The organism is Spongisporangium articulatum (assembly GCF_044465595.1).
In the GTDB taxonomy this organism is placed as follows: Bacteria; Actinomycetota; Actinomycetes; order Actinomycetales; family Kineosporiaceae; genus Spongisporangium; species Spongisporangium articulatum.
This window is the reverse complement of the sequence record NZ_JBITLV010000004.1, coordinates 26,965-48,983: the sequence shown is the minus strand read 5'-3', so window position 1 is coordinate 48,983 and position 22,019 is coordinate 26,965. Positions and strand designations below refer to the sequence as shown.

Here is a 22,019-nt window from a genome sequence, read left to right as displayed (position 1 = left end):
TCTTTCCTCGACGGGCGGTTTGCGACTCCAGATGCCACCCTTGATCGACAGCCCGGTCCCTGACCAGTCCATCTCGAGAAGCCGAGGGTGATCGTCGTATGGTGACCATCTCGTCCAGAAACGGTGCGAGCGGCCTGCTGACCGCAAGTCCCGCTGGAGTCGACCTGATGTCACCCTCCCGTCGTCGCCGACGCGCCTCCCCGGAGTGGACCGGTCGTGACGTCATCACCGTCGCCGCCCTCCCGGGTCGCGGTGTGTACGTCCGTCACCTGAGCCATCCGGAGGGTGTGGACGGCGTCCACCGCCCGACCGTCGCCCCGGTAGGGGCCCCGCCCTCCCCGCGTCCGCCGTCCTTCACCAAGCACTGGCTCGAGGCGCACGTCGAGGAGTTCGACGTCGTCCATGTCCAGGCCGTGCCGCCGCCGGCCACCGCGCAGGACGTGCAGGAGGCCGTGGACGTCGTCCGGGCCGCCGGTCGTCCGCTGGTCTTCACGGCCTACCACCTGACCGACCCGCACTCGGCCGACTTCCTGTCCGGCACGGCCGCCGACGGGCTGTTCGACGAGCAGCTCGACGTGCTGGTGCGGTCCGCCGACCGGGTCATCACGCTGACGCCGATGGCCGCCGCGGAGATCCAGCGCCGCTGGGGCGTCGAGGCCGGCGTGCTGCCGCACCCGCACGTCGTCGACTTCGTCCGGATGCGGCAGGAACGCGCGCACCGGCGGCCCGGCTCACTGCTGGTCGGCGCCCAGTTGGGCAGCCTGCGTTCGCCCGTCGACCCGGTGGCCGTCGTCGAGGCGCTGATGGACGCCGCCAAGCAGGTCGACGGCGTGCACGTCGTCGCGCACGTGCACGATCACCTGCTCGACCCCGAGTCGGCGCGCTACGCGGCCCCCACGATCCGCCAGCTGGAGAAGGCGGTTTCCGCCGGCGGCGGGGTGTTGCGGGCCCACAAGCCGCTGAACGACAGCCAGCTGTGGGACCACCTGTTCTCGCTCGACGCGTCGTTCGTGCCGCCGCTGCCGGGTTCGCACTCGATCTGGCCCGAGGCGTGCTACGACCTGGGCACCGCGGCGCTGATGCCGGCGGACACGCCCGCGTCGGTGCAGCGCGAGTCGCCCACCTACGAGGTCACGGCCGAGGGCATCCCGCACGTCGGGTCGCTGGCCGCGGCACTGTCGGCGCTGATCGAGACCGGTCACGAGACGCGCGCCGAACCGACCGAACGCTGGAACGAGCGGGTCCAGATCTGCGAGGCCCTGCGCCGCCTCTACGAACAGCTCGCGCCCCCCAGTTCGTGATCAGACGAGGTCGAGGGCGACGTCGAGGATCGGGGAGGAGTGGGTGAGCGCGCCGACGGAGAGGTAGTCGACGCCGGTGCGCGCGTAGGCGTTCGCCACCGGGAGCGTGAGCCCGCCGGTGGCCTCGAGCTCGACCACCACGCCGACCGGGGCGGCGGCCCGGGCCCGGCGCACGGTCTCGGCCAGGACCTCCACGGACATGTTGTCGCACAGGAGGAAGGCGGCCCCCGCGGTGACCGCCTCGACGGCCTCGTCGGGGGTGGTCACCTCGACCTGGACGTCCACGTCGGGGAACCGCTCGGTGACGAGCCGGTACGCCTCCTTGATGGAACCGGCCGCGATCTTGTGGTTGTCCTTCACCATCGCGACGTCGTAGAGACCCATCCGCTTGTTGGTGCCACCGCCGCAGCGCACCGCGTACTTCTCCAGCATCCGCAGGCCGGGCGTCGTCTTGCGGGTGTCGAGCACCCGCGCACCCGTCCCCTCCAGCTCCCGCGCCCAGGCCCGGGTGTGAGTGGCGATCCCGCAGCAGCGGGAGATCAGGTTCAGGGCGGTGCGTTCCGCCACCAGCAGCACCCGGGTGCGACCGCGCAGGACGGCGATCACGTCGCCGCGCACCACGCTGTCGCCGTCGCGGCGCAGCACGTCGGCGTACGGGACGGGCAGGCCGAGCCAGGCCGCCACCTCGGCGAGGACGACCGGCAGCAGCGGCAGCCCGCCGAGGACGCCGTCCGCGCGGGCCACCAGGTGCGCCTCGCCCTCCGCGTCGGCCGCCACGGTCGCCTCGGTGGTCACGTCGTGCCCGGCCCCGCGGGACGGGCCGGTCCCGCGGCCGTCGGGGCGGCCGCCGAGGTCCTCGTCGAGCGCGCGCAGCACCAGGTTGCGCACCCAGGCCGCGTCCAGCCCCGCCTCGACCAGCGCCTCCCGCGCACCGGACTGCCAGGCGGCGCGTTCCTCATCGGGCCAGCGCGTCATCGCCGCGGCTGCCAGGCGGCGCGCTCATCGACCCCGGTCATGTGCGTCAAAGCGGTTCTCCCGTCAGGGGTTCGAAGGTGGTCTCCAGCTCGCCGACGCCCACCAGCCGGGTCACCAGACGACCCCGCCAGTGCTCGTCGTCGCGGTCGGGGAAGTCCTCGCGGTAGTGCCCGCCGCGGGTCTCGGTGCGTAGGGCGGCGGCGTGCGTCAAGGCCGTGGCGACGGCGTGCAGGTTGCTGGTCTCCCACTCCGCGAGGCTCGGCACGGCGACGCCCTTCGGGTCGTCCGGGATGACGGCCAGCGCCTGCGCGGCGTGGGCCAGCCCGTCGGCCGTGCGGATCACGCCCGGGCCGGAACTGGCCAGCTTCTGGACGACGGTCCGCGCCGTCGCCGGGAGCAGCACCTCGCGCCCGGCGCGGGCGGAGGGGTCGTCGGGCTCGTACTGCCGGATCCGGTCCCCGTCGAGGCGTCGCGCCGCGTCGTCGGCGATCCGGTGCGCGAACACCAGACCCTCGAGCAGCGAGTTGCTGGCCAGCCGGTTGGCCCCGTGCACCCCGGTGCACGAACACTCACCGACCGCGTAGAGACCCGAAAGACTGCTGTGGCCGCGGGGATCCACCCGGATGCCGCCCGAGTGGTAGTGCTGCGCGGGCGCCACGGGCACCAGGTCCTCGGCCAGGTTGAAGCCGTGCCCGGCCAGCGCGGCGACGATGGTCGGGAACCGCCGGTCGAGGAACTCGCGGCCGAGGTGCCGGGCGTCGAGGAAGACGTGGTCGGAGCCGGTGGCGGCCATCCGCCGGACGATCGCCTTGGCGACCACGTCCCGCGGGGCGAGCTCGGCCAGCTCGTGCACGGCCGGCATGAACCGCTCGCCGTTCGCGTCGACCAGCAGGGCGCCCTCGCCGCGGACCGCCTCGGAGATCAGTGGTTGCTGGCCGCGGGCCGCGTGCCCGAGCCACAGCACCGTGGGGTGGAACTGGACGAACTCGAGGTCGGCGATCTCGACGCCCGCCCGCAGGGCCGCGGCCACGCCGTCGCCGGTCGCCTCCTTGGGGTTGGTGGTCGAGCTGAACACCTGCCCGATGCCCCCGGTGGCCAGCACCACCGAGCGGCCGAGCGCGGCGCCGACCCCGTCCCGGCTGCCCTCGCCGATCACGTGCAGCGTGACCCCGCAGGCCACCGGGACCCCGCGCGGCCCCGGGCCGGTCAGGATCTCCAGGACGACCGCGTGCTCCAGCACCTCGATACCCGGGTCGTGCCGCACCGCCTCGAGCGCGGCGATCAGCGCCCGGGAGATCTCGGCCCCCGTGGCGTCCCCGCCTGCGTGCGCGATCCGGTCCCGGTGGTGGCCGCCCTCGCGGGTCAGCGCGATCTCGCCCTCCGGCGTCCGGTCGAAGTTGGCCCCGAGCGCGACCAGCTCACGCACCCGGGCGGGCCCCTCCGTGACCAGGGCGCGGACGGCGTCCTCGTCGCACAGGCCGACCCCGGCGACCAGGGTGTCGTCGAGGTGCTCCTGCGGCGAGTCCTCGGGGGCGAGCGCGGCGGCGATGCCGCCCTGCGCCCAGCGGGTCGACCCGCTGTCGAGCACGGTCTTGGTGACCAGCAGGACCCGGTCGACGCGGCGACGCAGCCGCAGCGCCGCGGTGAGCCCGGCGATCCCGGACCCGACCACGATCACGTCCGCCTGCGTCGTCCAGCCGGGCGCGGGGGCCGCGAGGCGGGTACCGAGGTGCGGGACCGGCCGGTTCGCCACGCTCACGCGCTCGGGCCGCCGGGGCGGCCGACGACGACCGGCACGTTGTCGATCAACCGGGTGCGACCCACCTTCGCGGCGACGGCCAGCAGCGCGTCGCCGCGGTACCACTCGGGGACGTCGTCGAGCGTCTCCGGGTGGACCAGGACCAGGTAGTCGACCAGCAGCAACGGCTCGCGGACCAACACCTCGCGGGCCGCCCGGCGGATCGCGCTGGCCCCCTCCGGGCTGGCGTCCTCCCCCGCGGCCAGCGCCCGGGACAGCGCCAGCGCCACCTCGCGGTCGAGGTCGGTCAGGTAGGTGTTGCGGCTGCTCATCGCCAGCCGGTCGGGCTCACGCACCGTCGGCACGGCGACGATCTCGCAACCGAAGTCGAGGTCGCGGACCATCTGCCGGATCAGCAGCAGCTGCTGTGCGTCCTTCTGGCCGAAGAACGCCATGTCGGGTTTCGTCAGGTGCAGCAGCTTGGCCACGACGGTCAGCACGCCGTCGAAGTGGCCCGGCCGGCTCGCGCCCTCCAGCTTCTCGCCCAGCGCCCCCGCCGTGACCCGGACCCCCGGGTCGCCGTCGGGGTACATCTGGTCGGGGCTGGGGTGGAAGACCAGGTCGACGCCCTCGTGGGTGCACAGCTCGAGGTCGTTCTCGAACGTGCGCGGGTACTTGGCCAGGTCCTCCCCGGCGCCGAACTGCAGCGGGTTGAGGAAGATCGTGACGATCACGGAGTCGGCCTGCTTGCGCGCCTGGCGGATCAGCTCGACGTGGCCCTCGTGCAGGGCGCCCATCGTCATCACCACCGCCACCCGGCCCGTCAGGGCCTGGCGCGCTGCGGCCAGCTCCGGCCGGGTCAGAGCCAGCATCGGGGTGCTCACGCCTGAGAACCTACTCGCCCGGCGGGCGTTCGTCGGCGTCTCGTAGGTCACTGGGTCCCATGAGCGCATCGAGGAGGCTCTCGGCCTGCTCCGGCCGGAGCCGCCCACCGGCCAGGGCCCGGTCGGCGGTCGCGCGGGCCAGCGCCCGGTAGGTGGCGACGATGTCCTGGTCCGGGCCCGACGCCCGGCGGATCGCCTCCAGGTGGGCGCGCACCGTGCCGGCGTCGCCGCGGGCCACCGGGCCGGTCAGCGCCTGCTCGCCGCGTTCCAGCGCGTTGTCCAGGGCGGCGTCCAGCAGCGGCCCGATCAGCCGGGCCGGGTTCTCGACACCGGCCTGGCCGAGCAGCTGCGTGGCCTGGGCGACCAGCGTGACGAGGTGGTTCGCGCCGTGAGCGAGGGCCGCGTGGTAGAGACCGCGCTGCTCCTCGTCGATCACGAACGGTTCGGAGCCCATTTCGACGACCAGGGCCTGGGCGATCGGCAGAACGGCGGCGGGCGCCGTGACGCCGAAGCAGGCACCGGTGAGCCGGGTCAGGTCGAGGCTGGTGCCGGTGAAGGTCATCGCCGGGTGCAGGGCCAAGGGGATGGCGCCCTGGGCGACGGCGGGCTCGAGCACCCGCCAGCCGTAGCGGCCCGACGTGTGCACGACGAGCTGCCCCGGCTGCCACGTGTTCGTCTCGGCGAGGCCCTCGACAAGCCCGGGCAGGGCGTCGTCGGGGACGGCGAGCAGCACCAGTTCGGCCCGCTCGACCACCACCGGGACCTCGAGCACCGGGACGCCGGGCAGCATCACCTCGGCCCGGTCGAGGCTGCGCGCCGACACCGCGCTCACCCCGACGACCGCATGCCCGGCCGCGCGCAGGGCGGAACCCAGCACGGCGCCGACCTTCCCGGCCCCGATGACGCCGACGCCGAGCCGCCCCGGCCGCTTGCTCGGGTTGTCCACGGACCCAGGCTAGTGCCCTGCGCACGAAGTCCCTTGACACTGGGCGCGGGCAGGCGTGATGCATCGCAAGGCGGAGGGCGAAGCTCAGGGCGGAGCCCTGTGCGAGGACGACAACGCCGCGAGGCGCGCGCCTGCGTGCGCGGAGTGTCAAGAGACTTCGTGCGCAGGGCACTCGTGCCGCGCCGCGCGTGGCGCCGGTGCGGACCGGCGGGCCTCGAAGGACGCGTGCGCGTCACACTCGGCGCACGGCGGCTCTAAGGTGCACGCATGGGTCGCCACGAACGCATCGCCGAGCTGGCCGAACTCGACCGGCCCGGGCTCGAGATCGCCGACTTCGCGACCGGAATGGGCCGCACGGTCCGGGCCATGCTGGCCGTCGCCCCGGAGCCGACCCGGGTGCACGCCATCGACTCGGCCTCGTCGCTGGACGACGAGATCCTGCACGACGCGCGGGTCCGTTCCGTGATCGCCGACCTCGACGAGCCGCTGCCGTTCCCGGATTCCGCGCTGGACCGCGCGATCTCGCTGAACGTGGCCGAACACCTGGCCGACCCGGCCGCCCACCTGGCCGAGTGCTACCGGGTGCTGAAACCGGGCGGTGTCCTGGTGTTCGCCCACAGCGACTGGGACACGGCCCTTTTCGCCAGCCCCGACGACGTCCTCACCCGCACCCTGGTCGACCGGTTCGTGTCCGTCGTGCCGCGCTGGGCCGAGCGCGCCGACGGCTTCATGGGCCGCAAGCTGCTCGGGCTCGCGCTGAGCACCGAGTTCGAGCTGGACGGCGTGCACACCTGGGCCGACTGCCACCGCCGCTTCGACAAGGGGTCGGTGAGCTGGAAGGTGGCGATGGGCGTGCTGGCCGCCGCGAAGGACGACCCCGAGCTGACGAAACGGGCCACCGCCTGGGTCGAGGGGCTGGCCACGTTCGCCGCCGAGGGCCGCTTCCTGTTCTCCGTCACCGACGTCGCCGTGGTGCTGCGGAAACCCGCCGCCCAGTAAGGCTTACTGCGCGGCCAGGGCTTCCTGGAGCAGCCCGGGCAGCTTCGCCTCGGCGATCGCGGCCATCCGGGTGAACCCCGCGACGTTGGGGTGCAGCCCGTCGTCGGTGAGGCCCGCCTGGTACGTGCCGGACTTGGTGCCCACCGCGCCGTACATGTCCAGCAGCGGCAGGTCGGCGGCCGCCGCCCACCTCCGGATCGCCCGGTTGAGCGCCAGCACCTGCTGACCGGCCTTCGCCCCGTCGCGGGCCGGCACGGTGGCCAGGACGACGGCGATGCCGTTCTCGTGCGCGGCGGCGACCAGGCGCTTGAGCCGCTTGAGGATCTGCGCGGTGCTCGCGCCGTGCCGCATGTCGTTGGTGCCGCCCATCAGCACCATCACGTCGGCCCCGGCACCGACCACGTCGGTCTGGAACCGCGCGTACATCTGCAGGGTGGTGTTGCCGACGATGCCCGCGTCGAGGCAGTCCCCGATCAGCCCGATCGAGCACGTCTGCCGGAACCAGGACTGCGGCCGGAACGTGATCGAGTCACCGAGGCCCACGACGACGGTCTCCGAGGACACGGTGTTCGACAGGGCGCGGGTCGTGAGCGAGTTGCTCGTGGACGACGCCGAGGAGGACGCCGACGGCGTGGCCGACGCGCTCGTCACCGCCGCGACCGACGCGGCCCCCGAGTTCCCGCCGAACACCAGGGGCCGGATACTCAGCGCGACCGCGACCAGGGTGATCACACCCACCATCGCGACAATCCGTGTCCTCACTCTCATGAAGGTAACGGTGCGTAGACGATTTCCGGCGTCACTTCCTGAAGTACTACGGAAGGTCACATGAAGCGTCCAGGTTCGCGGTAGCTCTAACGTTGCAACGTGCACCCGGACGAGGGATGGCCGTCGTGGCGAGCGGCCTGGCAGCAGGCCCTCTACGGCCCCGACGGCTTCTACCGGCGCCCCGAGGGGCCCGCCGGGCACTTCCGCACCGCCACCCACGCCGCACCCCGCGAGCTGGCCGCCGCGCTCACCCGTCTGGCCCGACGGCACGGCTGCTCGGCGGTCGTGGACGTCGGCGCGGGCCGGGGTGAGCTGCTCACCGCCCTCGCGGGGTCGGGTCTGCGGCGGCACGGCGTGGACGTCGTGGCCCGCCCGCCGTCGCTGCCGGCCGGGATCGGCTGGTCGGCGGGGGTGGACGCCGTGGCGCCCGGGGCCTGGGCCGGTGCGCTGGTCGTCGGCTGGGAGCTGCTCGACGTCGTCCCCTGCGAGGTGCTGGAGCTCGACGCGGACGGCGCCCCGCGCCGGGTGCTCGTGCAGCCCGCCACCGGGCGGGAACGGCTGGGCGAGCGGGTGGACGACGCGTGGCGGGCGAGGTGGTGGCCCGGCGGCGAGGAGGGCGACCGGGTGGAGGTCGGGACGCCCCGGGACGAACTGTGGGCCGGGCTGCTGGCCCGGGCCCAGGCGGGCGGGGCCCGGCTCGGGCTGGCCGTGGACTACGCGCACACCCGCGAGAACCGTCCCCCCGAGGGCAGTCTCACCGGGTTCCGGGCGGGGCGGGCCGTGCCGCCACGACCGGACGGCAGCATGGACGTGACCGCCCACGTGGCGATCGACGCGGTCGCCGCCGCGACCGACGCGGCGACGGGCCGGACGTCGTCCCGCACCACCCAGCGCGAGGCGCTGCTGGCGCTGGGGGTCACCGACGCGGAACTGCTCGACCCCGGCTCACTCGGCGGATTCGCCTGGCTGGAGAGCAGTCTCGTCTGATCCCTCGGCCGACAGCTGCTCCATCCAGCGTTCCGGCCCGGACCGGCTGCGCGCGTGCCGGGCACGCTCGGCCTGGTCGGCGAGCAGCCGAGCCGCCACCGCCGCGTCGAGGTGCTCGACGACCGGGCGCACCGGACCGGGCGTGGAGTGCACGACGAAGTGCGCCAACCGAAGGCGCCGCTGCCAGGGCCCCTGCTCCAGGGCCAGACTCTGCGTGCGGGCGTGCAGCACGAGGGCCAGCCGGCGGACGAGCCACCCGGACCGGATCAGCAGCGCCTCCCGGGTGATCCGCACGCCGGAGCGGCTCCAGCCCAACGGGTCCACCCACCCCGCACGCCGGGGGGCGACCACGAAGCCGAGGTCCGGCGACCGGCCCGTCAGCCCGGCCCGCACCACGTCGGCCGGGTGCTCGTCGGGCTCCGTGCCGAGGTCGGGCAGCACCAGCTCGAGCAGCTGGAACACCTCCCGTTCGGTGCCGACCGGCAGCAGGACCTGCTGCGCCGCACCCTCTTTCCGGCTGTCGCCCGCGTAGCCGGCCACGTTCACGTGGATCGCCCACCAGCCGAACGGCCGCCACAGCGGCGACTGGGACAGCCCGACCGCCTGCACCCGGCCCGGCGGCACGGTCTGCGCCCGGTGCTCCAGCAGGCCGTGCCGCAGCCGCAACCCGTCCGGCGACGTGCCCACCGTGAAGCCGAAACCCGAGTTGAACTGCCCCCACTGGACGCCGACGGCGCCGAACAGGACCGGCACCAGCGCCGCCAGGGGGCCCGGGCCGCCGACGACCACCACGGCCGCGATCGCGGTCGCCACGATCACGGCCGCCATGGCGGTCGCCGGGCTGAGCAGCAACGCCGCGACCAGCCGCGGGGTCGGCACCTCGAGCACGCGGTGCTCGGGGGCCTCCGGGGCCGCGGCGCCCTCGAACTCGACACCGGCCGAACGGGCCAGCAGTTCGGCGCGCAACCCCAGCGCCTCGGACTCGCCCAGGTACTGCAGCGCGATCTTCGAACCGCTGCCACCCGCGACCTCGACCGTCAGCCGGGCCAGGCCGACCAGGCGGGCCAGGAACGGCTGCGCCACCTCGACCGCCTGGATCCGGTCCAGCCGGGCGGACCGGTGCTGCCGGAACAGCACACCGGTGTAGAGCTCGACGGACTGCGCGCCGATCCGGAACCGGGTGAACCGCCACTGCACGTAGAGGATCCCGGAGCTGAGCAGGAGCAGCCCGACGGCGACCCCGACGATCACGGCGACGACCAGCAGGCCCGGCGGGCGGCCGTTGACCAGGTCGTCGGTGCCGTTGTGCAGGAACCCGACCAGGGCGACGGCGAGCACCCGCCACGAGCGGATGACCGGGGTGAGCGGGTGGACCCGCCGCCAGGGCCCCGGCTCGGCCGGCGCGGGGACACGGGCCGCCGAGGCGTGGGTCTCCCCGCTCACAGGCCGGCCAGGCGGGCCTGACCGCGGGAGGCCAGCCGGTCGCGCAGCCGGGCCGCCTCCTCCGGCGGCAGGCCGGGGATCAGTGCGTCGGTGCCCGCCGACGCGGTGTGCAACTGCACCCGCGCGACGTCGAACGCCCGCTCCAGGGGCCCGGCCTGCACGTCGACGAACTGCATCCGGCCGTACGGGACGACGACCAGGTTGCGGAACATCACGCCCCGCCGGACCAGCAGGTCGTCGGCGCGTTCGGCGTACCCGTAGGCGGCGACCTGGCGGCCGATGATCCCCCAGCCGGCGGCCAGGCCGACCAGCGGCACGAACTCGGCGAGCCAGAACAGCGGCGAGACGAACACCGCCAGGGCGGCGGCCGCGACCACCAGGCCGCCCCCCGTCCCGAGCAGGACCGCGCGGCGCAACCGGGCCAGCTGCGGCGAGACGCGCGACCACTCGACGCCGTCGGGGTCGAAGACGTCGGGGCCGGTGGTCATGGCATGCAGCATGCCGTATGCCCCAGGCCGTGTCTCTCGTCCGGTGCGGGTGGCAGACTCACCTCTCGTGACCGACGTCCCGACCGTGCCGCCGACCGGCCGCGAGCTGACCGTCGGGCTGGGCTCCGGCGGCGTGGCCGACACCGACATGGTGCTGAACATCGGCCCCCAGCACCCCGCCACGCACGGCGTGCTGCGGCTGCGCATCGTGCTGGACGGCGAGCGCGTGGTGAGCGCCGAACCGATCGTCGGGTACATGCACCGGGGCGCCGAGAAGCTTTTCGAGGTCAGGGATTACCGGCAGATCGTGGTGCTGGCCAACCGGCACGACTGGCTGTCGGCGTTCGCCAACGAACTCGGCGTGGTACTGGCCGCCGAGGAACTGCTGGGCATGGAGGTGCCGGTCCGCGCGGTCTGGGCGCGCACGTTGCTGGCCGAGCTGAACCGGGTGCTGAACCACCTGATGTTCGCGGGCGCCTACCCGCTGGAACTCGGGGCCATCACGCCGGTCTTCTACGCCTTCACCGAGCGCGAGCAGTTGCAGGCCGTGATGGAGGAGATCTCCGGCGGCCGGATGCACTACATGTTCAACCGGGTCGGCGGTCTGAAGGAGGACCTGCCCGCGGGCTGGCTGACCCGGGTCGAGGACGCCTGCGCCGCCGTCCGGCGCCGGCTGCCGCGGCTGGAGTCGATGCTGACCGGCAACGAGATCCTGCGGGCCCGCACGCGCGGGGTCGGGGTGCTGGACGCGGCGACCGCCACCGCGTTCGGGGTGAGCGGGCCGGTCGCGCGGGCCAGCGGCCTCGACCTCGACCTGCGCCGGGACGAGCCGTACCTGGCCTACGGCGAGCTGTTCGCGCCCGGCGGCCCGGGGCGCGTGGTCACCCGCACCGAGGGCGACTGCCTGGCCCGGTTCGAGGTGCTGCTCGAACAGATCCACGTCAGCCTCGACCTCGTCGACGCCTGCGTCGAGGCGTTGCGCACCCTGCCCGCCGGGCCCATCAACGTGCGCCTGCCGAAGGTGCTGCGGGTGCCCGAGGGCCACGTCTACCGGTGGACCGAGAACCCGTTGGGCCTCAACGGCTACTACCTGGTCTCGCGCGGCGACAAGGTGCCGTGGCGGCTGAAGCTGCGCTCGGCGTCGTTCAACAACGTGCAGGTGCTGACCCGCCTGCTACCCGGCTGCCTGGTCTCCGACCTGGTCGCCGTGCTCGGCTCCACGTTCTTCGTGGTCGGCGACGTCGACAAGTAGCGACTTGGTCAGTGCGTGATCAGCCGGCTTTGGCCTCGATGGCGGGCTCGGACTGGGGCGGTTCAGCCTTGGCCTGCTGCGGCTGGGCCTTGGTCGGTTGCGACTTCGTCGGCTGGCGCACGGCGGGACGGGCCTTCGGCGGCTGCGGCTTCGGTGCCTGCGGATTGCCCTTGGCCGACAGGGGCGCCGGCTTCGGCTGGGTGGCCACCGCCGCGACGGGCTCCTTCGCGGCTTCCCGGGCCTGGGCGAGGGCCGCGATGTCGGACAGCGAGATGCCACCGGTCGTCGTGGCGACCGCGGCGTCGAGGACCTGACGCGGCACCGTCAGGCGAGCGGCCGCCAGGCGCGGCGCGATGTCCGTGACGTTGGCCGGCAGCTCCTCCTTGACCTCGGCCTGCACCGGAACCTTCGGCTCGACCTTGGCGTCGACCTTGGCGTCGGTCTTGGCGTCGGTCTTGGCGTCGGTCTTGGCCTTCGGCGCCGACCTGGTCGAAGCCTTGGCCTTCTCCTCCGAGACCGTGACCACCACGTGCGGCTGCGGGACCGGCAGGGTCTCGTACTGCCAGACCTCCACCTGCAGCGCGCTGACCCGCGCGCGCAGCTCCGTCGCCGTCCGGTCGGACTGCACGCGCTGCACCCGCAGCCGCTCGCGCATCGACACCACCTGCTCGCGGTAGAACCGCGTCCGCATGTGGGCCAGCACGCCCGCCGTCACGCCCGCCACCGCCCCGCACGCCCCCGGCACCGGACTGCCCGTGGCCAGCGCCCCGGCCCCGAGCAGCAGGCCGGACGCGGCCAGGGTGTAGGGCAGCGCGACGATGCCCGCATCGATGCAGGTGGCCACGAGCTGCCGGTTACGGGGGGTGCTGGAACTCATGGGCCGTACGTTAAGGGTTCGTCATGCAACGGGCGTATGCGACGCGCGGACGCAAACCTTCGTTTCCCGACCAATCCACTCCGGCCCGCGCGCCGAATGCGGGACGTGATCATCAGATGGAAGCTCGCAGCCCTGACCGCCGTGGCCGGACTGGCCCTGACCGCCGCGCCGGCCTCCGCCGCCGGCTCCGGGATCGTGCCCGTCGCCCAGGTCGACGTGAACCGGTACCTCGGCACCTGGAAGCAGATCGCTGACATCCCGCAGTGGTACGAGGCGCTCTGCGTGCGCGACGTGACGGCGAACTACTCGCTGAACGCCGACGGCACCGTGAAGGTGGTGAACACGTGCACGGGCCCACTGAACTCGACGATCAAGACCGTCGGCGGGGCCCGGGTGCTCGACCCCGGCACCAACGCGAAGCTGCAGGTGAGCTTCGTGAAGGTCCTCGGCAAGCAGGTCTACACCGGGAGCACGCCGAACTACGTGATCATCGGGCTGGCCGACGACTACTCGTGGGCCGTGGTCGGCGACCCGAGCCGGTCGTCCGCGTACATCCTGTCCCGCACCCCGACCCTGACCGGCGACAAGCTCGAGGCGGCCCGCGACGCCCTGCGCCGCAGCGGATACGACCCCGACAAGCTGAAGCCCACCAAGCAGACCGTCTGACCGGTCCGGATCAGAGCAGGTCCGCGGCCTCGAGGAAGTCCTGGGCGACGTCCTCGGGGTCGCGGCGGCCGCCGTCCACCTGCGCGTTCAGGGCGGCCAGCCGCTCCGTGGTCAGGACACCGGCCAGCGGCCGGAGGGCGGCCGCGACCTTCTCGCCGCCGGCGGACCGCTCGTTCACGACGGGGACCAGGTTGTCGGCCGGCTGCAGGCCGCGGTCGTCGGCGAGCAGGACGAGCCCGAACCCGGCGACCGCGCCGTCGGTGGTCCCGACCAGGGCGAGGTCCGCCTTCCCCGACACGACGGCCTGTTTCGTCGCGGCGCTGCCGTACCCGGTGGGCAGCAGCGCCGCGAACGACAGCCCGTAGACCCGTTCCAACCCGGGCCGGCACAGCGGCCGCCGCGCGCACTGCGCCGAGGCGGCCAGCGTCACCGGACGCTGCAACGCGGCCAGATCGGACAGCGTGGTCAGGTCGTGCTCGTCGGCGAGCGCCTTCGAGACCGCGAACCCGTTCTGCGACGCGGCTTCCGCGGGGTCGAGCACGCCCAGCCCGCGGTCGTCCGCCAACTCTCTCAGCGCCGCCACCGTCTGCCCGACGTCGTGCGTCGACGCGGTCGCGGCCCGGTCGCCGTTCAGCTCGTGGTTCAGGTACTCGGTCAGCGTCGCCGCGTACTCCGGGACGACGTCCAGCGTGCCCTCGCGCAGTAGGCGCAGGTAGGTCTCGCGGTCCCCGCGCGACCCGGCCTCGACCTGGAAACCGGCGCGGGACAACAGCTTCGCGTACAACGCCTGGAGGATCTGCGACTCGCTGGACGGCCCTCCGCCGACGGTCAGCCGCTCGTCCTCGCCCGAACCGGAGGTGCACCCCGCCAACAGCAGAGTCGCGACGACGAGGAGGATCCTCACCCCTCGTCCCCGGTCGGGTCCTCGTCGCGGTCGTCGGGCGGCACCCGGCACCAGTGCTGGACGACGTAGCCGGCCACCACCAGCAGCAGCGCGGCCAGCGTGGTCAACCCGGCGATCAGCAGGTCACGCTGCCGCTCGCCGACCAGGTCGGGCAGCAGGACCAGCCCCTGCCCCGCGAACCAGCCGACCAGCAGCGCGCCGCCGTACGCGGCCGCCTTGGCGAGGACCGCCGTCCGGGCCGCCACCAGCGGATCGACCGCGCCCCGGCCGTCGTGCACCCAGCGGCGGACCGGCAGTCCGGCCGCGACCACGGCCACCGCGATGGCCAACACGGCGACCGGACTGGCCCACGAGAGTGGCGGACGGGACCCGCCGCCCTTGGTCCACATGTCCAGGAAGACCCAGCTGACGGCCAGCGAGACCAGGCCGATCAGCAGCGAGAGCAGGGGGCGGGCAGCCTTCACAGGGGTCCTCCCGGGCGGACGTCGGGCCGGTCGGCGGCTACCGCCAGCAGGTCGGGCACGGACCGGGGACCGTCGGGGCCGGGCAGCACCGCCTCGGGGTCGGCGAGGGTCCACGGGGCCAGCACGAAGGCCCGCTCGTGGGCCCGCGGGTGCGGCAGCGTGAGCTCGGGGTCGTCGCTGAGCAGGTCGCCGAAGGTGATCACGTCGATGTCGAGAGTTCTCGCCCCCCAACGGATCTCCCGCCGACGACCGAACGACTCCTCGATCGCGTTGACCGCCGCGAGCAGGGCCCGCGGGGCCAGGGTCGTGGTGGCCAGCACGACGGCGTTCAGGTAGTCGGGCTGTTCGGGGCCGCCGACCGGGGCGGTCTCGACCCACGGCGAGACGGTGGTGACCGCGAGCCCCGGGACGGCCAGCAGCGCCTGGACGGCGGCCCGCAGCGTCGCGGCCCGGTCACCGGCCCGCGACGGCAGGTTGGACCCGAGGGCCAGCACCACGCGGGTCGGCACCGCCGGTGGGACGTCCAGCGGCGCAGGCGGTTTCACCCGCCGGATCGCCACGACGACGTCGGCGAAGGCCTCGGTGATCGGTGCCTCGGGCTTGTGCACGGCCACGTCGACCGCGCGCACCGGGCCCGGTTCGAGGCATACGTCCGCGATCCGGGCGGCGAGGGTCTCGATGAGGTCCACCGGGTCCTTGCGGACGGCGTCGGCGACCGCCACGGCCAGCTCGCCGTAGTGCGCGGTCCGGGTCAGGTCGTCGGTCTCGGCGGCGGGCCGGGTGTCGAGGTGCAGCACGACGTCGACCACGAACTCCTGCCCGTCGGCCCGCTCGTGCTCGAACACCCCGTGCCGGCCGAAGGCGCGCAGGCCGATCAGCTCGACCTGGTCATAGGGGCGACCCGTCGCGTCGAGGTGCGGGCCGAACCGGCTCACGGCTCGTACCTCGCCGTTCGCGGGGGCTGCATCGTCTGGTTCGCTCCTGCGTCGCTCATCGAAGCCTCCCCGTCACCGCGGCCGCGACCAGCACGGCGTCCCGGTTCTCGGGCACCGAGTGGACCCGGACGCAGAAGGCGCCCGCCGCGGCCGCGAGGGTGGTGACCGCCGCGGAGGCGGCGTCCCGGGCGTCGACCGGCGCGGGCGTGCCGTCCGGGCCGGCGAGCAGCGACCCGAGGAACCGCTTGCGGCTGGCGCCGACCAGCACCGGGTAGCCCAGCTCGACGACGCGGTCCAGCCCGGCCAGCAGCCGCCAGTTGTGCTCGGCCTGCTTGGCGAAACCCAGCCCCGGGTCGACGAGCAGCCGGGCCGGGTCGACCCCGGCGTCGACCAGCGCGTCCACCCGGGCCCGCAGTTCGGCGACCACGTCGGTGACCACGTCGGCGTAGACCGCGAGCGAGTCCATCCGGTCGCTCGGGCCGCGCCAGTGCATGGCGATGAACGGGACCCCGGCGCGCGCGGCCAGCTTGGGCATGTCCGGGTCGGCCAACCCGCCGCTGACGTCGTTGAGCACGACCGCCCCGGCCTCCAGCGCGGCCTCGGCGACCCGGGCGTGCATGGTGTCCACGCTGATGGCGACCCCGGCGGCGGCCAGCCGGGCGATCACCGGGACGACGCGGTGCAGCTCCTCCTCGACCGGCACCGGGGCGGCCCCCGGGCGGGTCGACTCGCCGCCGACGTCCACGACGTCGGCCCCCTGACGCGCGAGCAGCAGCCCGTGCTCGACCGCGGCGTCCGGGTCGAGCCAGCGACCGCCGTCCGAGAACGAGTCGGGCGTGACGTTGAGGACGCCCATCAGCTGGCAGCGGTCGCCGTCGCGGACCGGCCAGCCGAGGGGTGCAGTCATGGCACGAAACCCTAGAGGTCAGGAACGCCCGGCGAAGATCAGGCTCATCGCCTCGGCCCGGGTGGAGGCGTTCAGCATCTGCCCGCGCACCGCGGAGGTGACGGTACGGGCGCCCGGCTTCCGGATGCCGCGCATCGACATGCAGAGGTGCTCGCACTCCATCACCACGATCACGCCGCGCGGGTTGAGGTGCTCGACCAGGGCGTCGGCCACCTGCGTGGTCAACCGTTCCTGGACCTGCGGACGCCGGGCGTAGACCTCGACCAGGCGGGCCAGCTTGCTCAGCCCGGTGATCCGGCCGTCCTCGCTCGGGATGTAGCCGACGTGGGCGACGCCGTGGAAGGGCACCAGGTGGTGCTCGCAGGACGAGTACAGCTCGATGTCCTTGACCAGCACCATCTCGTCGTGACCCAGGTCGAAGGTCGTGGACAGCACGGTGGCCGGGTCCTGCCGGAGACCGGAGAACATCTCGGCGTAGGCCCGGGCCACCCGGGACGGCGTGTTCTGCAGCCCGTCCCGGTCGGGGTCCTCGCCGACCGCGACCAGGATCTCCCGGACGGCGGCCTCGATCCGCGGCAGGTCCGGCTCGACGGTCAGTTCAGCTCACCGGTCTCGGGCGCCCCGGCCGGCGTCGGGGTGGTGTGCGGGCCGGACCCGTTCGCGCTGCCGTTCGCGCCGTTGCCGTTGGCCTTGGCCAACTCCTGCGGGCTGAGCACCGGCGGGATGTCGGAGACCAGGCGCCGGTCGCTGGACAGCCAGACCGGACGCTCGGGCTGCTTCACCACGGGCTGGAAGATCTCGGCCAGCTCCTCACGGTTCAGCGTCTCCCGCTCCAGCAGCGCCACCACGAGGTCGTCGAGGACCTGGCGGTTGGCCACCAGCACCTCCCACGCCTCGTCGTGCGCGGCCTCGATCAGCCGGCGGACCTCGTCGTCGACGACCCCGGCGACCTCTTCGGAGTAGTCGCGCTCGTGGCCCATGTCGCGGCCGAGGAACACCTCGCCGGAGCTGCGACCCAGCTTGATGGCCCCGACCCGCTCGGACATGCCGAACTGGGTGACCATCCGCCGGGCCAGCCCGGTGGCCTTCTCGATGTCGTTCGCGGCGCCCGTGGTCGGGTCGTGGAAGACGAGTTCCTCCGCGACACGGCCGCCCAGGGCGTACGCGAGCTGGTCGAGGATCTCGTTGCGCGTGGTCGAGTACTTGTCGTCCTGCGGCATCACCATCGTGTAGCCGAGCGCCCGCCCGCGGGGCAGGATCGTCACCTTGGTCACCGGGTCGGTGTGCCGCAGCGCCGCCGCCACCAGGGCGTGCCCGCCCTCGTGGTACGCGGTGATCTTCTTCTCCTTGTCGTTCATCAGCCGGGTCCGCTTCTGCGGGCCGGCCACGACGCGGTCGATCGCCTCGTCCAGGGCGCGGTCGTCGATCACCTTGGCGCCGGCGCGGGCGGTCAGCAGCGCCGCCTCGTTCAACACGTTGGCCAGGTCGGCGCCGGAGAAGCCGGGGGTGCGCCGGGCGACGGCCCGCAGGTCGACGTCGGCGGCCATCGGCTTGCCCTTGGCGTGCACCCGCAGGATCTGCTCGCGGCCGTTCATGTCCGGCGGCTCGACCGAGATCTGGCGGTCGAAGCGGCCCGGGCGCAGCAGCGCCGGGTCGAGGATGTCGGGCCGGTTGGTGGCCGCGATCAGGATGACGTTCGTCTTGACGTCGAAGCCGTCCATCTCGACCAGCAGCTGGTTCAGCGTCTGCTCGCGCTCGTCGTGGCCGCCGCCCAGACCGGCACCGCGGTGCCGGCCGACGGCGTCGATCTCGTCGACGAAGATGATCGCCGGGGCGTTCTGCTTGGCCTGCTCGAACAGGTCGCGCACGCGGCTGGCGCCGACACCGACGAACATCTCGACGAAGTCGGACCCGGAGATCGAGTAGAACGGCACGCCGGCCTCGCCGGCGACCGCACGGGCCAGCAGCGTCTTACCGGTACCGGGCTGGCCGTACAGCAGCACGCCCTTGGGGATCTTGGCGCCCACCGCCTGGAACTTCGCGGGCTCGGCCAGGAACTCCTTGATCTCGTGGAGCTCCTCGACCGCCTCGTCGGCCCCGGCGACGTCGGCGAAGGTCACCTTGGGGGTGTCCTTGCTGACCAGCTTGGCGCGGGACTTGCCGAAGTTCATGACGCGGGAGCCGCCGCCCTGCATCTGACCCATCATGAACCAGAACACGCCCAGGATGAGCAGCAGCGGCAGCACCGTGAACAGCACGCTGCTCCACCACGAGGTGCTGGGCACCGAGTCGTCGAAGCCGTCGGTCGGCGTGTGCTGCTTGAGCAGCTGCACGATGTCGTCGCCGCGGGGGGCGACGTAGTAGGCCATGACCCGGGTCGAGCCGTCGTAGGCCTTGGTCAGCGTCAGCTGCACCCGCTGGTCGCGGTCGACGATCGTGGCGCTCTTGACCTGGTTGGTCTCGATCAGGCTGAGCGCCGCGCTGGTGTCGATCTTCTTGTACTCGTTGCTGTCGAGCATCTTCGCGAAGACCAGGAGGAGCACGACGAGTAGGACCACCCAGACGATGGGGCCACGGGTCAGTCGTTTGACGTCCATGCCGTGTGTTCACCTGGGGCCCACAAGGCCCCGACCCTCCTGCTAGCACCGAATGGGACGACCGTACACCGGGTGGTACAAAGCCCTCCGGCGCGGCGTCGCCCGCCTGCGATGGGCAACGTGCGCGCCGGGCCCGGTGTTCCGTGGCCCGGCACGGACGTAGCGTCCTCTTACGTAGCGTAGACGTGCGGTGCGAGCGTGCCGACCACGCGCAGGTTCCGGTAGCGCTCCGCGTAGTCGAGCCCGTACCCCACGACGAACTCGTTGGGTATGTCGAATCCGATGTACCGAAGCTTGAGATCCACCTTCATGGCGTCCGGTTTGCGCAGCAGGGTGCAGACCTCGACGGAGGCCGGGCCGCGCGAGGCCAGGTTGGCCATCAGCCACGACAGGGTCAGGCCCGAGTCGACGATGTCCTCGACGATCAGCACGTCCCGCCCGGAGATGTCGCGGTCCAGATCCTTCAGGATGCGCACCACCCCCGACGACTTGGTGCCGCTGCCGTAGGAGGAGACCGCCATCCAGTCGGTCTCGACGCTGTGGGTCATGGCCCGGCTCAGGTCGGCCATCACCATGAGGGCGCCCTTGAGGACGCCGACGAACAGGACCTCACGGCCCGCGTAGTCGCGTTCGATCTCGGCCGCGAGCTCCGCCAGCCGGTCGTGGATCTGTTGCTCGGTGAGCAGGACGCTCTCCAGGTCGGACCCCATGTCGGACGGTTCCACGCGACTCCTTCTACGCCGGGTCGATCGCTGGGCTGTGCAGGAACTCCACCAGCGTATTGCCCCGCCGGGCGGCCACTCCCCCCGGCAGGTCGGTGCTCGTGCCCGGGACGGCGGTCAGCAGCTTCTCCAGCGCCAGCGCGTGCCGGTGGGTGAGGGCGCCCGCGGGGCAGCCCGCGGCGCGGGCCTCGGCCAGCAGGGCCCGGCGGCGCAGCGCGGACGGCACCGCGAGCAGGGCGTCGACGGGGGCCCCGGCCAGCTCGACGCCCAGCTGGTCGAGCACGTCGGCGTCCTCCCGGAGCAGGTCGCCGGTGCGGGCCAGCGCCTCCGCCGTGCCGGGCCCCAGGGCCCGCTCCAGCTGGGGCAGCAGCTCCCGGACCCGGACCCGCGCGTAGCGGCGGTCGGCGTTGGCCGGGTCGTTCCAGGGGCGCAGCCCGAGCGCGGCGCAGGCCGCGGCCGTCTGCTCACGGCGTAACCCGAGGAACGGCCGCCGGTACAGCCCGCGCACGGCCGGCATCCCGGCCAGCGACCGGGCGCCGGACCCGCGGCCGAGCCCGAGCAGCACGGTCTCCGCCTGGTCGTCGAGGGTGTGGCCGAGCAGGACGGCGTCGGCCCCCAGCCAGGTGGCCGCCTCGTCCAGCGCCCGGTACCGGGCCGTGCGCGCGGAGGCCTCGGGGCCACCGGGACCGTGCGCGTCGACCCGGACCAGTTCCACCAGGTCGAGCCCGAGGTCCGGGCCGAGGTCCTTGAGCTGGACGGCGGCGCGCCGGGCCGCGCGGCTGGCGGACGTCGTCCACCCGTGGTCGACGACCACCGCGCCGGCCCGCAGCCGGCCGCGGGAGGCGACCCGGGCCGTGGCCGCCGCGAGCGCCAGGGAGTCCGCGCCGCCGCTGCAGGCGACCAGCACCAGGGAGCCGTCGGGCAGGTCGAGCAGCGCGTCGCGCACCGCGACGACCACCTGAGCGACGGCGTCCATGCCGGCCCCCGACCGTTCCTCTCGGGCCTAGCCGTGGACCCGGCGCAGCCAGGCCTGCGGGTCGGCGATCTCGGCGGGCCGCGGGAGGGTCTCGGGCGACGACCAGACGGCGTTGAAGCCGTCCATCCCGGCCCGTTCGACCACCCCGCGGACGAACTTGGCGCCGTCGGCGTACTGCCGGGCCTTCGCGTCCAGGCCGAGCAGCTTGCGCAGCAGCTGGTCCAGCGCGCCGCGGCCCGAGCGGCGCCGGTTGAACCGCTGCCGGATGACCTGCACGGTCGGCACGACCTGGGGGCCGACCTCGTCCATCACCACGTCGGCGTGGCCCTCCAGCAGCGACATCACCGCGGTCACCCCGGCCAGCCGGCGGCGCTGCTCGGGCGACTGGATCGCGTCCAGCAGGGGCATCCCGGAGTTCGGGCTGTCGGGGTCGGCCGCGTGGCCCGGGCGCAACAGCTCGGGCAGCGATCGAGCCGTGGCGGCCAGCCGGTCGGCCAGTTGGCTGGGTTCGAGCATCAGCTCCGAGACCAGCGCCCGGACCTCGCCCTGGAGGTGCTCGGCCAGCCACGGGTTGGCGGTGAACTGGACCCGGTGAGTCTCCTCGTGCAGGCAGACCCACAACCGGAAGTCGGCCGGTTCGACGGCCAGTTCGCGTTCGATCGAGACGATCGTCGGCGCGACCAGCAGCAGCCGCCCACCCTGCCCGTGCGGGCCGGTGGCGGCGAACGCGTCGTACTGGCCGAGCACGCGGCTGGCCAGCACCGACAGCAGGGCGCCGACCTCGGCACCGGTCACCCGGGAGCCGATCGCGCCGAAGTTGACCGGGCCGAACCGGGTGCCCGCGACGCCGCGCTTCTGGAACGACTCGGCGATCACCGGTTCGAGCAGCGTGCGGAAGGCCATCGCGTTGGCGCGGGCCCAGCCGGGCCGGTCCACCACCAGCACGCCCTGCCCGGCCTCGGTGCTCAAACCCGTCACCGACTGCACGTGCGGGTGGGCGGTCGCGGCGGCCCGACGCAGGGCCGCGACGATCTCCAGGGCCTCGTCGGCGGAGACCTGCGGGCCGGGGCTGACCAGTCGGGCGGCCGTGCGCGCCGCGAAGTCCCAGTCGACCACCTGGTCGACGGGGGCGGCCGGATTCGAGCCGGGCGGCGTCTCGGGCTGGGCTGCCATCCCCCTACGGTACGGGA

The 22,019-nt window shown here is 73.6% G+C and carries 22 protein-coding genes; 5 read left to right on the top strand and 17 right to left on the bottom strand.

The genetic code is table 11. The features are described from left to right. Positions 1 to 167 precede the first annotated feature (167 nt). Complete coding sequence (locus ACIB24_RS12735; protein WP_398280589.1) at positions 168 to 1,301, top strand: glycosyltransferase family 4 protein; 1,134 nt, start codon at positions 168 to 170, stop codon at positions 1,299 to 1,301. Here ACIB24_RS12735 and nadC read toward each other — a convergent pair whose 3' ends face one another. The 4 genes from nadC to ACIB24_RS12715 are packed head-to-tail and all read right to left on the bottom strand — an operon-like array spanning position 1,302 to position 5,844. Further along, positions 1,302 to 2,276 carry a carboxylating nicotinate-nucleotide diphosphorylase gene (gene nadC / locus ACIB24_RS12730; RefSeq protein WP_398280586.1) on the bottom strand — a complete coding sequence of 325 codons (975 nt, stop codon included), beginning with the start codon at positions 2,274 to 2,276 and terminating at the stop codon, positions 1,302 to 1,304. It abuts the gene before it with no gap. 46 nt (positions 2,277 to 2,322) lie between these two features. Beyond that, positions 2,323 to 4,035, bottom strand: coding sequence for an L-aspartate oxidase (locus ACIB24_RS12725; RefSeq protein WP_398280583.1), 1,713 nt, complete (start codon positions 4,033 to 4,035; stop codon positions 2,323 to 2,325). Continuing rightward, positions 4,032 to 4,886: a pantoate--beta-alanine ligase gene (gene panC, locus ACIB24_RS12720; RefSeq protein WP_398281860.1), complete on the bottom strand. Its 855-nt coding sequence runs from the start codon at positions 4,884 to 4,886 to the stop codon at positions 4,032 to 4,034. The genes ACIB24_RS12725 and panC overlap by 4 nt, the downstream gene beginning before the upstream one ends. Before the next feature lie 22 nt (positions 4,887 to 4,908). Further along, positions 4,909 to 5,844 carry a Rossmann-like and DUF2520 domain-containing protein gene (locus ACIB24_RS12715; RefSeq protein WP_398280580.1) on the bottom strand — a complete coding sequence of 312 codons (936 nt, stop codon included), beginning with the start codon at positions 5,842 to 5,844 and terminating at the stop codon, positions 4,909 to 4,911. A 267-nt stretch (positions 5,845 to 6,111) separates the two neighbouring features. Between ACIB24_RS12715 and ACIB24_RS12710 the strand changes: the two genes are divergently transcribed. Continuing rightward, positions 6,112 to 6,843, top strand: a complete 732-nt coding sequence (locus tag ACIB24_RS12710; RefSeq protein WP_398280578.1) for a methyltransferase domain-containing protein — start codon at positions 6,112 to 6,114, stop codon at positions 6,841 to 6,843. Between the two features lie 3 nt (positions 6,844 to 6,846). Here ACIB24_RS12710 and ACIB24_RS12705 read toward each other — a convergent pair whose 3' ends face one another. Beyond that, a complete protein-coding gene (locus tag ACIB24_RS12705; protein WP_398280575.1) occupies positions 6,847 to 7,605 on the bottom strand; it encodes a GDSL-type esterase/lipase family protein in 759 nt (252 codons plus the stop codon). Positions 7,606 to 7,710: 105 nt separating this feature from the next. Between ACIB24_RS12705 and ACIB24_RS12700 the strand changes: the two genes are divergently transcribed. Then, positions 7,711 to 8,598 carry an SAM-dependent methyltransferase gene (locus ACIB24_RS12700; protein WP_398280571.1) on the top strand — a complete coding sequence of 296 codons (888 nt, stop codon included), beginning with the start codon at positions 7,711 to 7,713 and terminating at the stop codon, positions 8,596 to 8,598. Here ACIB24_RS12700 and ACIB24_RS12695 read toward each other — a convergent pair. Both ACIB24_RS12695 and ACIB24_RS12690 read right to left on the bottom strand, forming a co-directional pair. Next, positions 8,557 to 10,041: a PH domain-containing protein gene (locus ACIB24_RS12695; protein WP_398280568.1), complete on the bottom strand. Its 1,485-nt coding sequence runs from the start codon at positions 10,039 to 10,041 to the stop codon at positions 8,557 to 8,559. The two genes, ACIB24_RS12700 and ACIB24_RS12695, sit on opposite strands and share 42 nt — an antisense overlap. After that, a complete protein-coding gene (locus ACIB24_RS12690; RefSeq protein WP_398280565.1) occupies positions 10,038 to 10,529 on the bottom strand; it encodes a PH domain-containing protein in 492 nt (163 codons plus the stop codon). The genes ACIB24_RS12695 and ACIB24_RS12690 overlap by 4 nt, the downstream gene beginning before the upstream one ends. Positions 10,530 to 10,677: 148 nt before the next feature. Here ACIB24_RS12690 and ACIB24_RS12685 point away from each other — a divergent pair, with 148 nt between their 5' ends. Further along, a complete protein-coding gene (locus tag ACIB24_RS12685; protein ID WP_398281857.1) occupies positions 10,678 to 11,781 on the top strand; it encodes an NADH-quinone oxidoreductase subunit D in 1,104 nt (367 codons plus the stop codon). A 19-nt stretch (positions 11,782 to 11,800) separates the two neighbouring features. Here ACIB24_RS12685 and ACIB24_RS12680 read toward each other — a convergent pair whose 3' ends face one another. Further along, a complete protein-coding gene (locus ACIB24_RS12680; RefSeq protein WP_398280562.1) occupies positions 11,801 to 12,658 on the bottom strand; it encodes a hypothetical protein in 858 nt (285 codons plus the stop codon). Positions 12,659 to 12,763: 105 nt separating this feature from the next. Between ACIB24_RS12680 and ACIB24_RS12675 the strand changes: the two genes are divergently transcribed. Next, positions 12,764 to 13,324 (top strand): lipocalin family protein, encoded by a 561-nt coding sequence (locus tag ACIB24_RS12675; protein WP_398280559.1) that lies wholly within the window; start codon positions 12,764 to 12,766, stop codon positions 13,322 to 13,324. A gap of 10 nt (positions 13,325 to 13,334) precedes the next feature. On the opposite strand, the gene ACIB24_RS12670 is transcribed toward ACIB24_RS12675, so the two are convergent. The 9 genes from ACIB24_RS12670 to ACIB24_RS12630 form a co-directional block, all read right to left on the bottom strand. Next, a complete protein-coding gene (locus ACIB24_RS12670; RefSeq protein WP_398280556.1) occupies positions 13,335 to 14,228 on the bottom strand; it encodes an ABC transporter substrate-binding protein in 894 nt (297 codons plus the stop codon). Continuing rightward, a complete protein-coding gene (locus tag ACIB24_RS12665) occupies positions 14,225 to 14,692 on the bottom strand; it encodes a DUF3180 domain-containing protein (protein ID WP_398280553.1) in 468 nt (155 codons plus the stop codon). Before ACIB24_RS12665 ends, ACIB24_RS12670 begins: the two co-directional genes overlap by 4 nt. Further along, a complete protein-coding gene (gene folK, locus ACIB24_RS12660) occupies positions 14,689 to 15,627 on the bottom strand; it encodes a 2-amino-4-hydroxy-6-hydroxymethyldihydropteridine diphosphokinase (RefSeq protein WP_398280550.1) in 939 nt (312 codons plus the stop codon). The genes ACIB24_RS12665 and folK overlap by 4 nt, the downstream gene beginning before the upstream one ends. 55 nt (positions 15,628 to 15,682) lie before the next feature. Further along, positions 15,683 to 16,534 (bottom strand): dihydropteroate synthase, encoded by an 852-nt coding sequence (folP, locus tag ACIB24_RS12655; protein ID WP_398280547.1) that lies wholly within the window; start codon positions 16,532 to 16,534, stop codon positions 15,683 to 15,685. Positions 16,535 to 16,552: 18 nt separating this feature from the next. Beyond that, on the bottom strand, positions 16,553 to 17,131 hold the full coding sequence (folE, locus tag ACIB24_RS12650) for a GTP cyclohydrolase I FolE (protein WP_398281854.1): 579 nt from the start codon (positions 17,129 to 17,131) through the stop codon (positions 16,553 to 16,555). Further along, the gene (ftsH, locus tag ACIB24_RS12645; RefSeq protein WP_398280544.1) at positions 17,128 to 19,131 is read right to left on the bottom strand and encodes an ATP-dependent zinc metalloprotease FtsH; all 2,004 of its coding nucleotides are present in this window, start codon (positions 19,129 to 19,131) and stop codon (positions 17,128 to 17,130) included. The genes folE and ftsH overlap by 4 nt, the downstream gene beginning before the upstream one ends. 170 nt (positions 19,132 to 19,301) lie before the next feature. After that, a complete protein-coding gene (hpt, locus tag ACIB24_RS12640; RefSeq protein ID WP_398280541.1) occupies positions 19,302 to 19,856 on the bottom strand; it encodes a hypoxanthine phosphoribosyltransferase in 555 nt (184 codons plus the stop codon). A 10-nt stretch (positions 19,857 to 19,866) separates the two neighbouring features. After that, positions 19,867 to 20,829 carry a tRNA lysidine(34) synthetase TilS gene (gene tilS / locus ACIB24_RS12635; protein ID WP_398280538.1) on the bottom strand — a complete coding sequence of 321 codons (963 nt, stop codon included), beginning with the start codon at positions 20,827 to 20,829 and terminating at the stop codon, positions 19,867 to 19,869. Between the two features lie 27 nt (positions 20,830 to 20,856). Continuing rightward, positions 20,857 to 22,002 (bottom strand): zinc-dependent metalloprotease, encoded by a 1,146-nt coding sequence (locus ACIB24_RS12630; RefSeq protein WP_398280535.1) that lies wholly within the window; start codon positions 22,000 to 22,002, stop codon positions 20,857 to 20,859. Positions 22,003 to 22,019: the final 17 nt, after the last annotated feature.

What these genes read in the sequence shown, in the direction of transcription:
- ACIB24_RS12735 (WP_398280589.1), top strand. Translation starts at nt 168, where the DNA reads ATGTCACCCTCCCGTCGTCGCCGACGCGCCTCCCCGGAGTGGACCGGT.
- nadC (WP_398280586.1), bottom strand. Translation starts at nt 2,276, where the DNA reads ATGACGCGCTGGCCCGATGAGGAACGCGCCGCCTGGCAGTCCGGTGCG.
- panC (WP_398281860.1), bottom strand. Translation starts at nt 4,886, where the DNA reads ATGCTGGCTCTGACCCGGCCGGAGCTGGCCGCAGCGCGCCAGGCCCTG.
- ACIB24_RS12710 (WP_398280578.1), top strand. Translation starts at nt 6,112, where the DNA reads ATGGGTCGCCACGAACGCATCGCCGAGCTGGCCGAACTCGACCGGCCC.
- ACIB24_RS12690 (WP_398280565.1), bottom strand. Translation starts at nt 10,529, where the DNA reads ATGACCACCGGCCCCGACGTCTTCGACCCCGACGGCGTCGAGTGGTCG.
- ACIB24_RS12685 (WP_398281857.1), top strand. Translation starts at nt 10,678, where the DNA reads ATGGTGCTGAACATCGGCCCCCAGCACCCCGCCACGCACGGCGTGCTG.
- ACIB24_RS12680 (WP_398280562.1), bottom strand. Translation starts at nt 12,658, where the DNA reads ATGAGTTCCAGCACCCCCCGTAACCGGCAGCTCGTGGCCACCTGCATC.
- folP (WP_398280547.1), bottom strand. Translation starts at nt 16,534, where the DNA reads ATGACTGCACCCCTCGGCTGGCCGGTCCGCGACGGCGACCGCTGCCAG.
- ftsH (WP_398280544.1), bottom strand. Translation starts at nt 19,131, where the DNA reads ATGGACGTCAAACGACTGACCCGTGGCCCCATCGTCTGGGTGGTCCTA.
- tilS (WP_398280538.1), bottom strand. Translation starts at nt 20,829, where the DNA reads ATGGACGCCGTCGCTCAGGTGGTCGTCGCGGTGCGCGACGCGCTGCTC.
- ACIB24_RS12630 (WP_398280535.1), bottom strand. Translation starts at nt 22,002, where the DNA reads ATGGCAGCCCAGCCCGAGACGCCGCCCGGCTCGAATCCGGCCGCCCCC.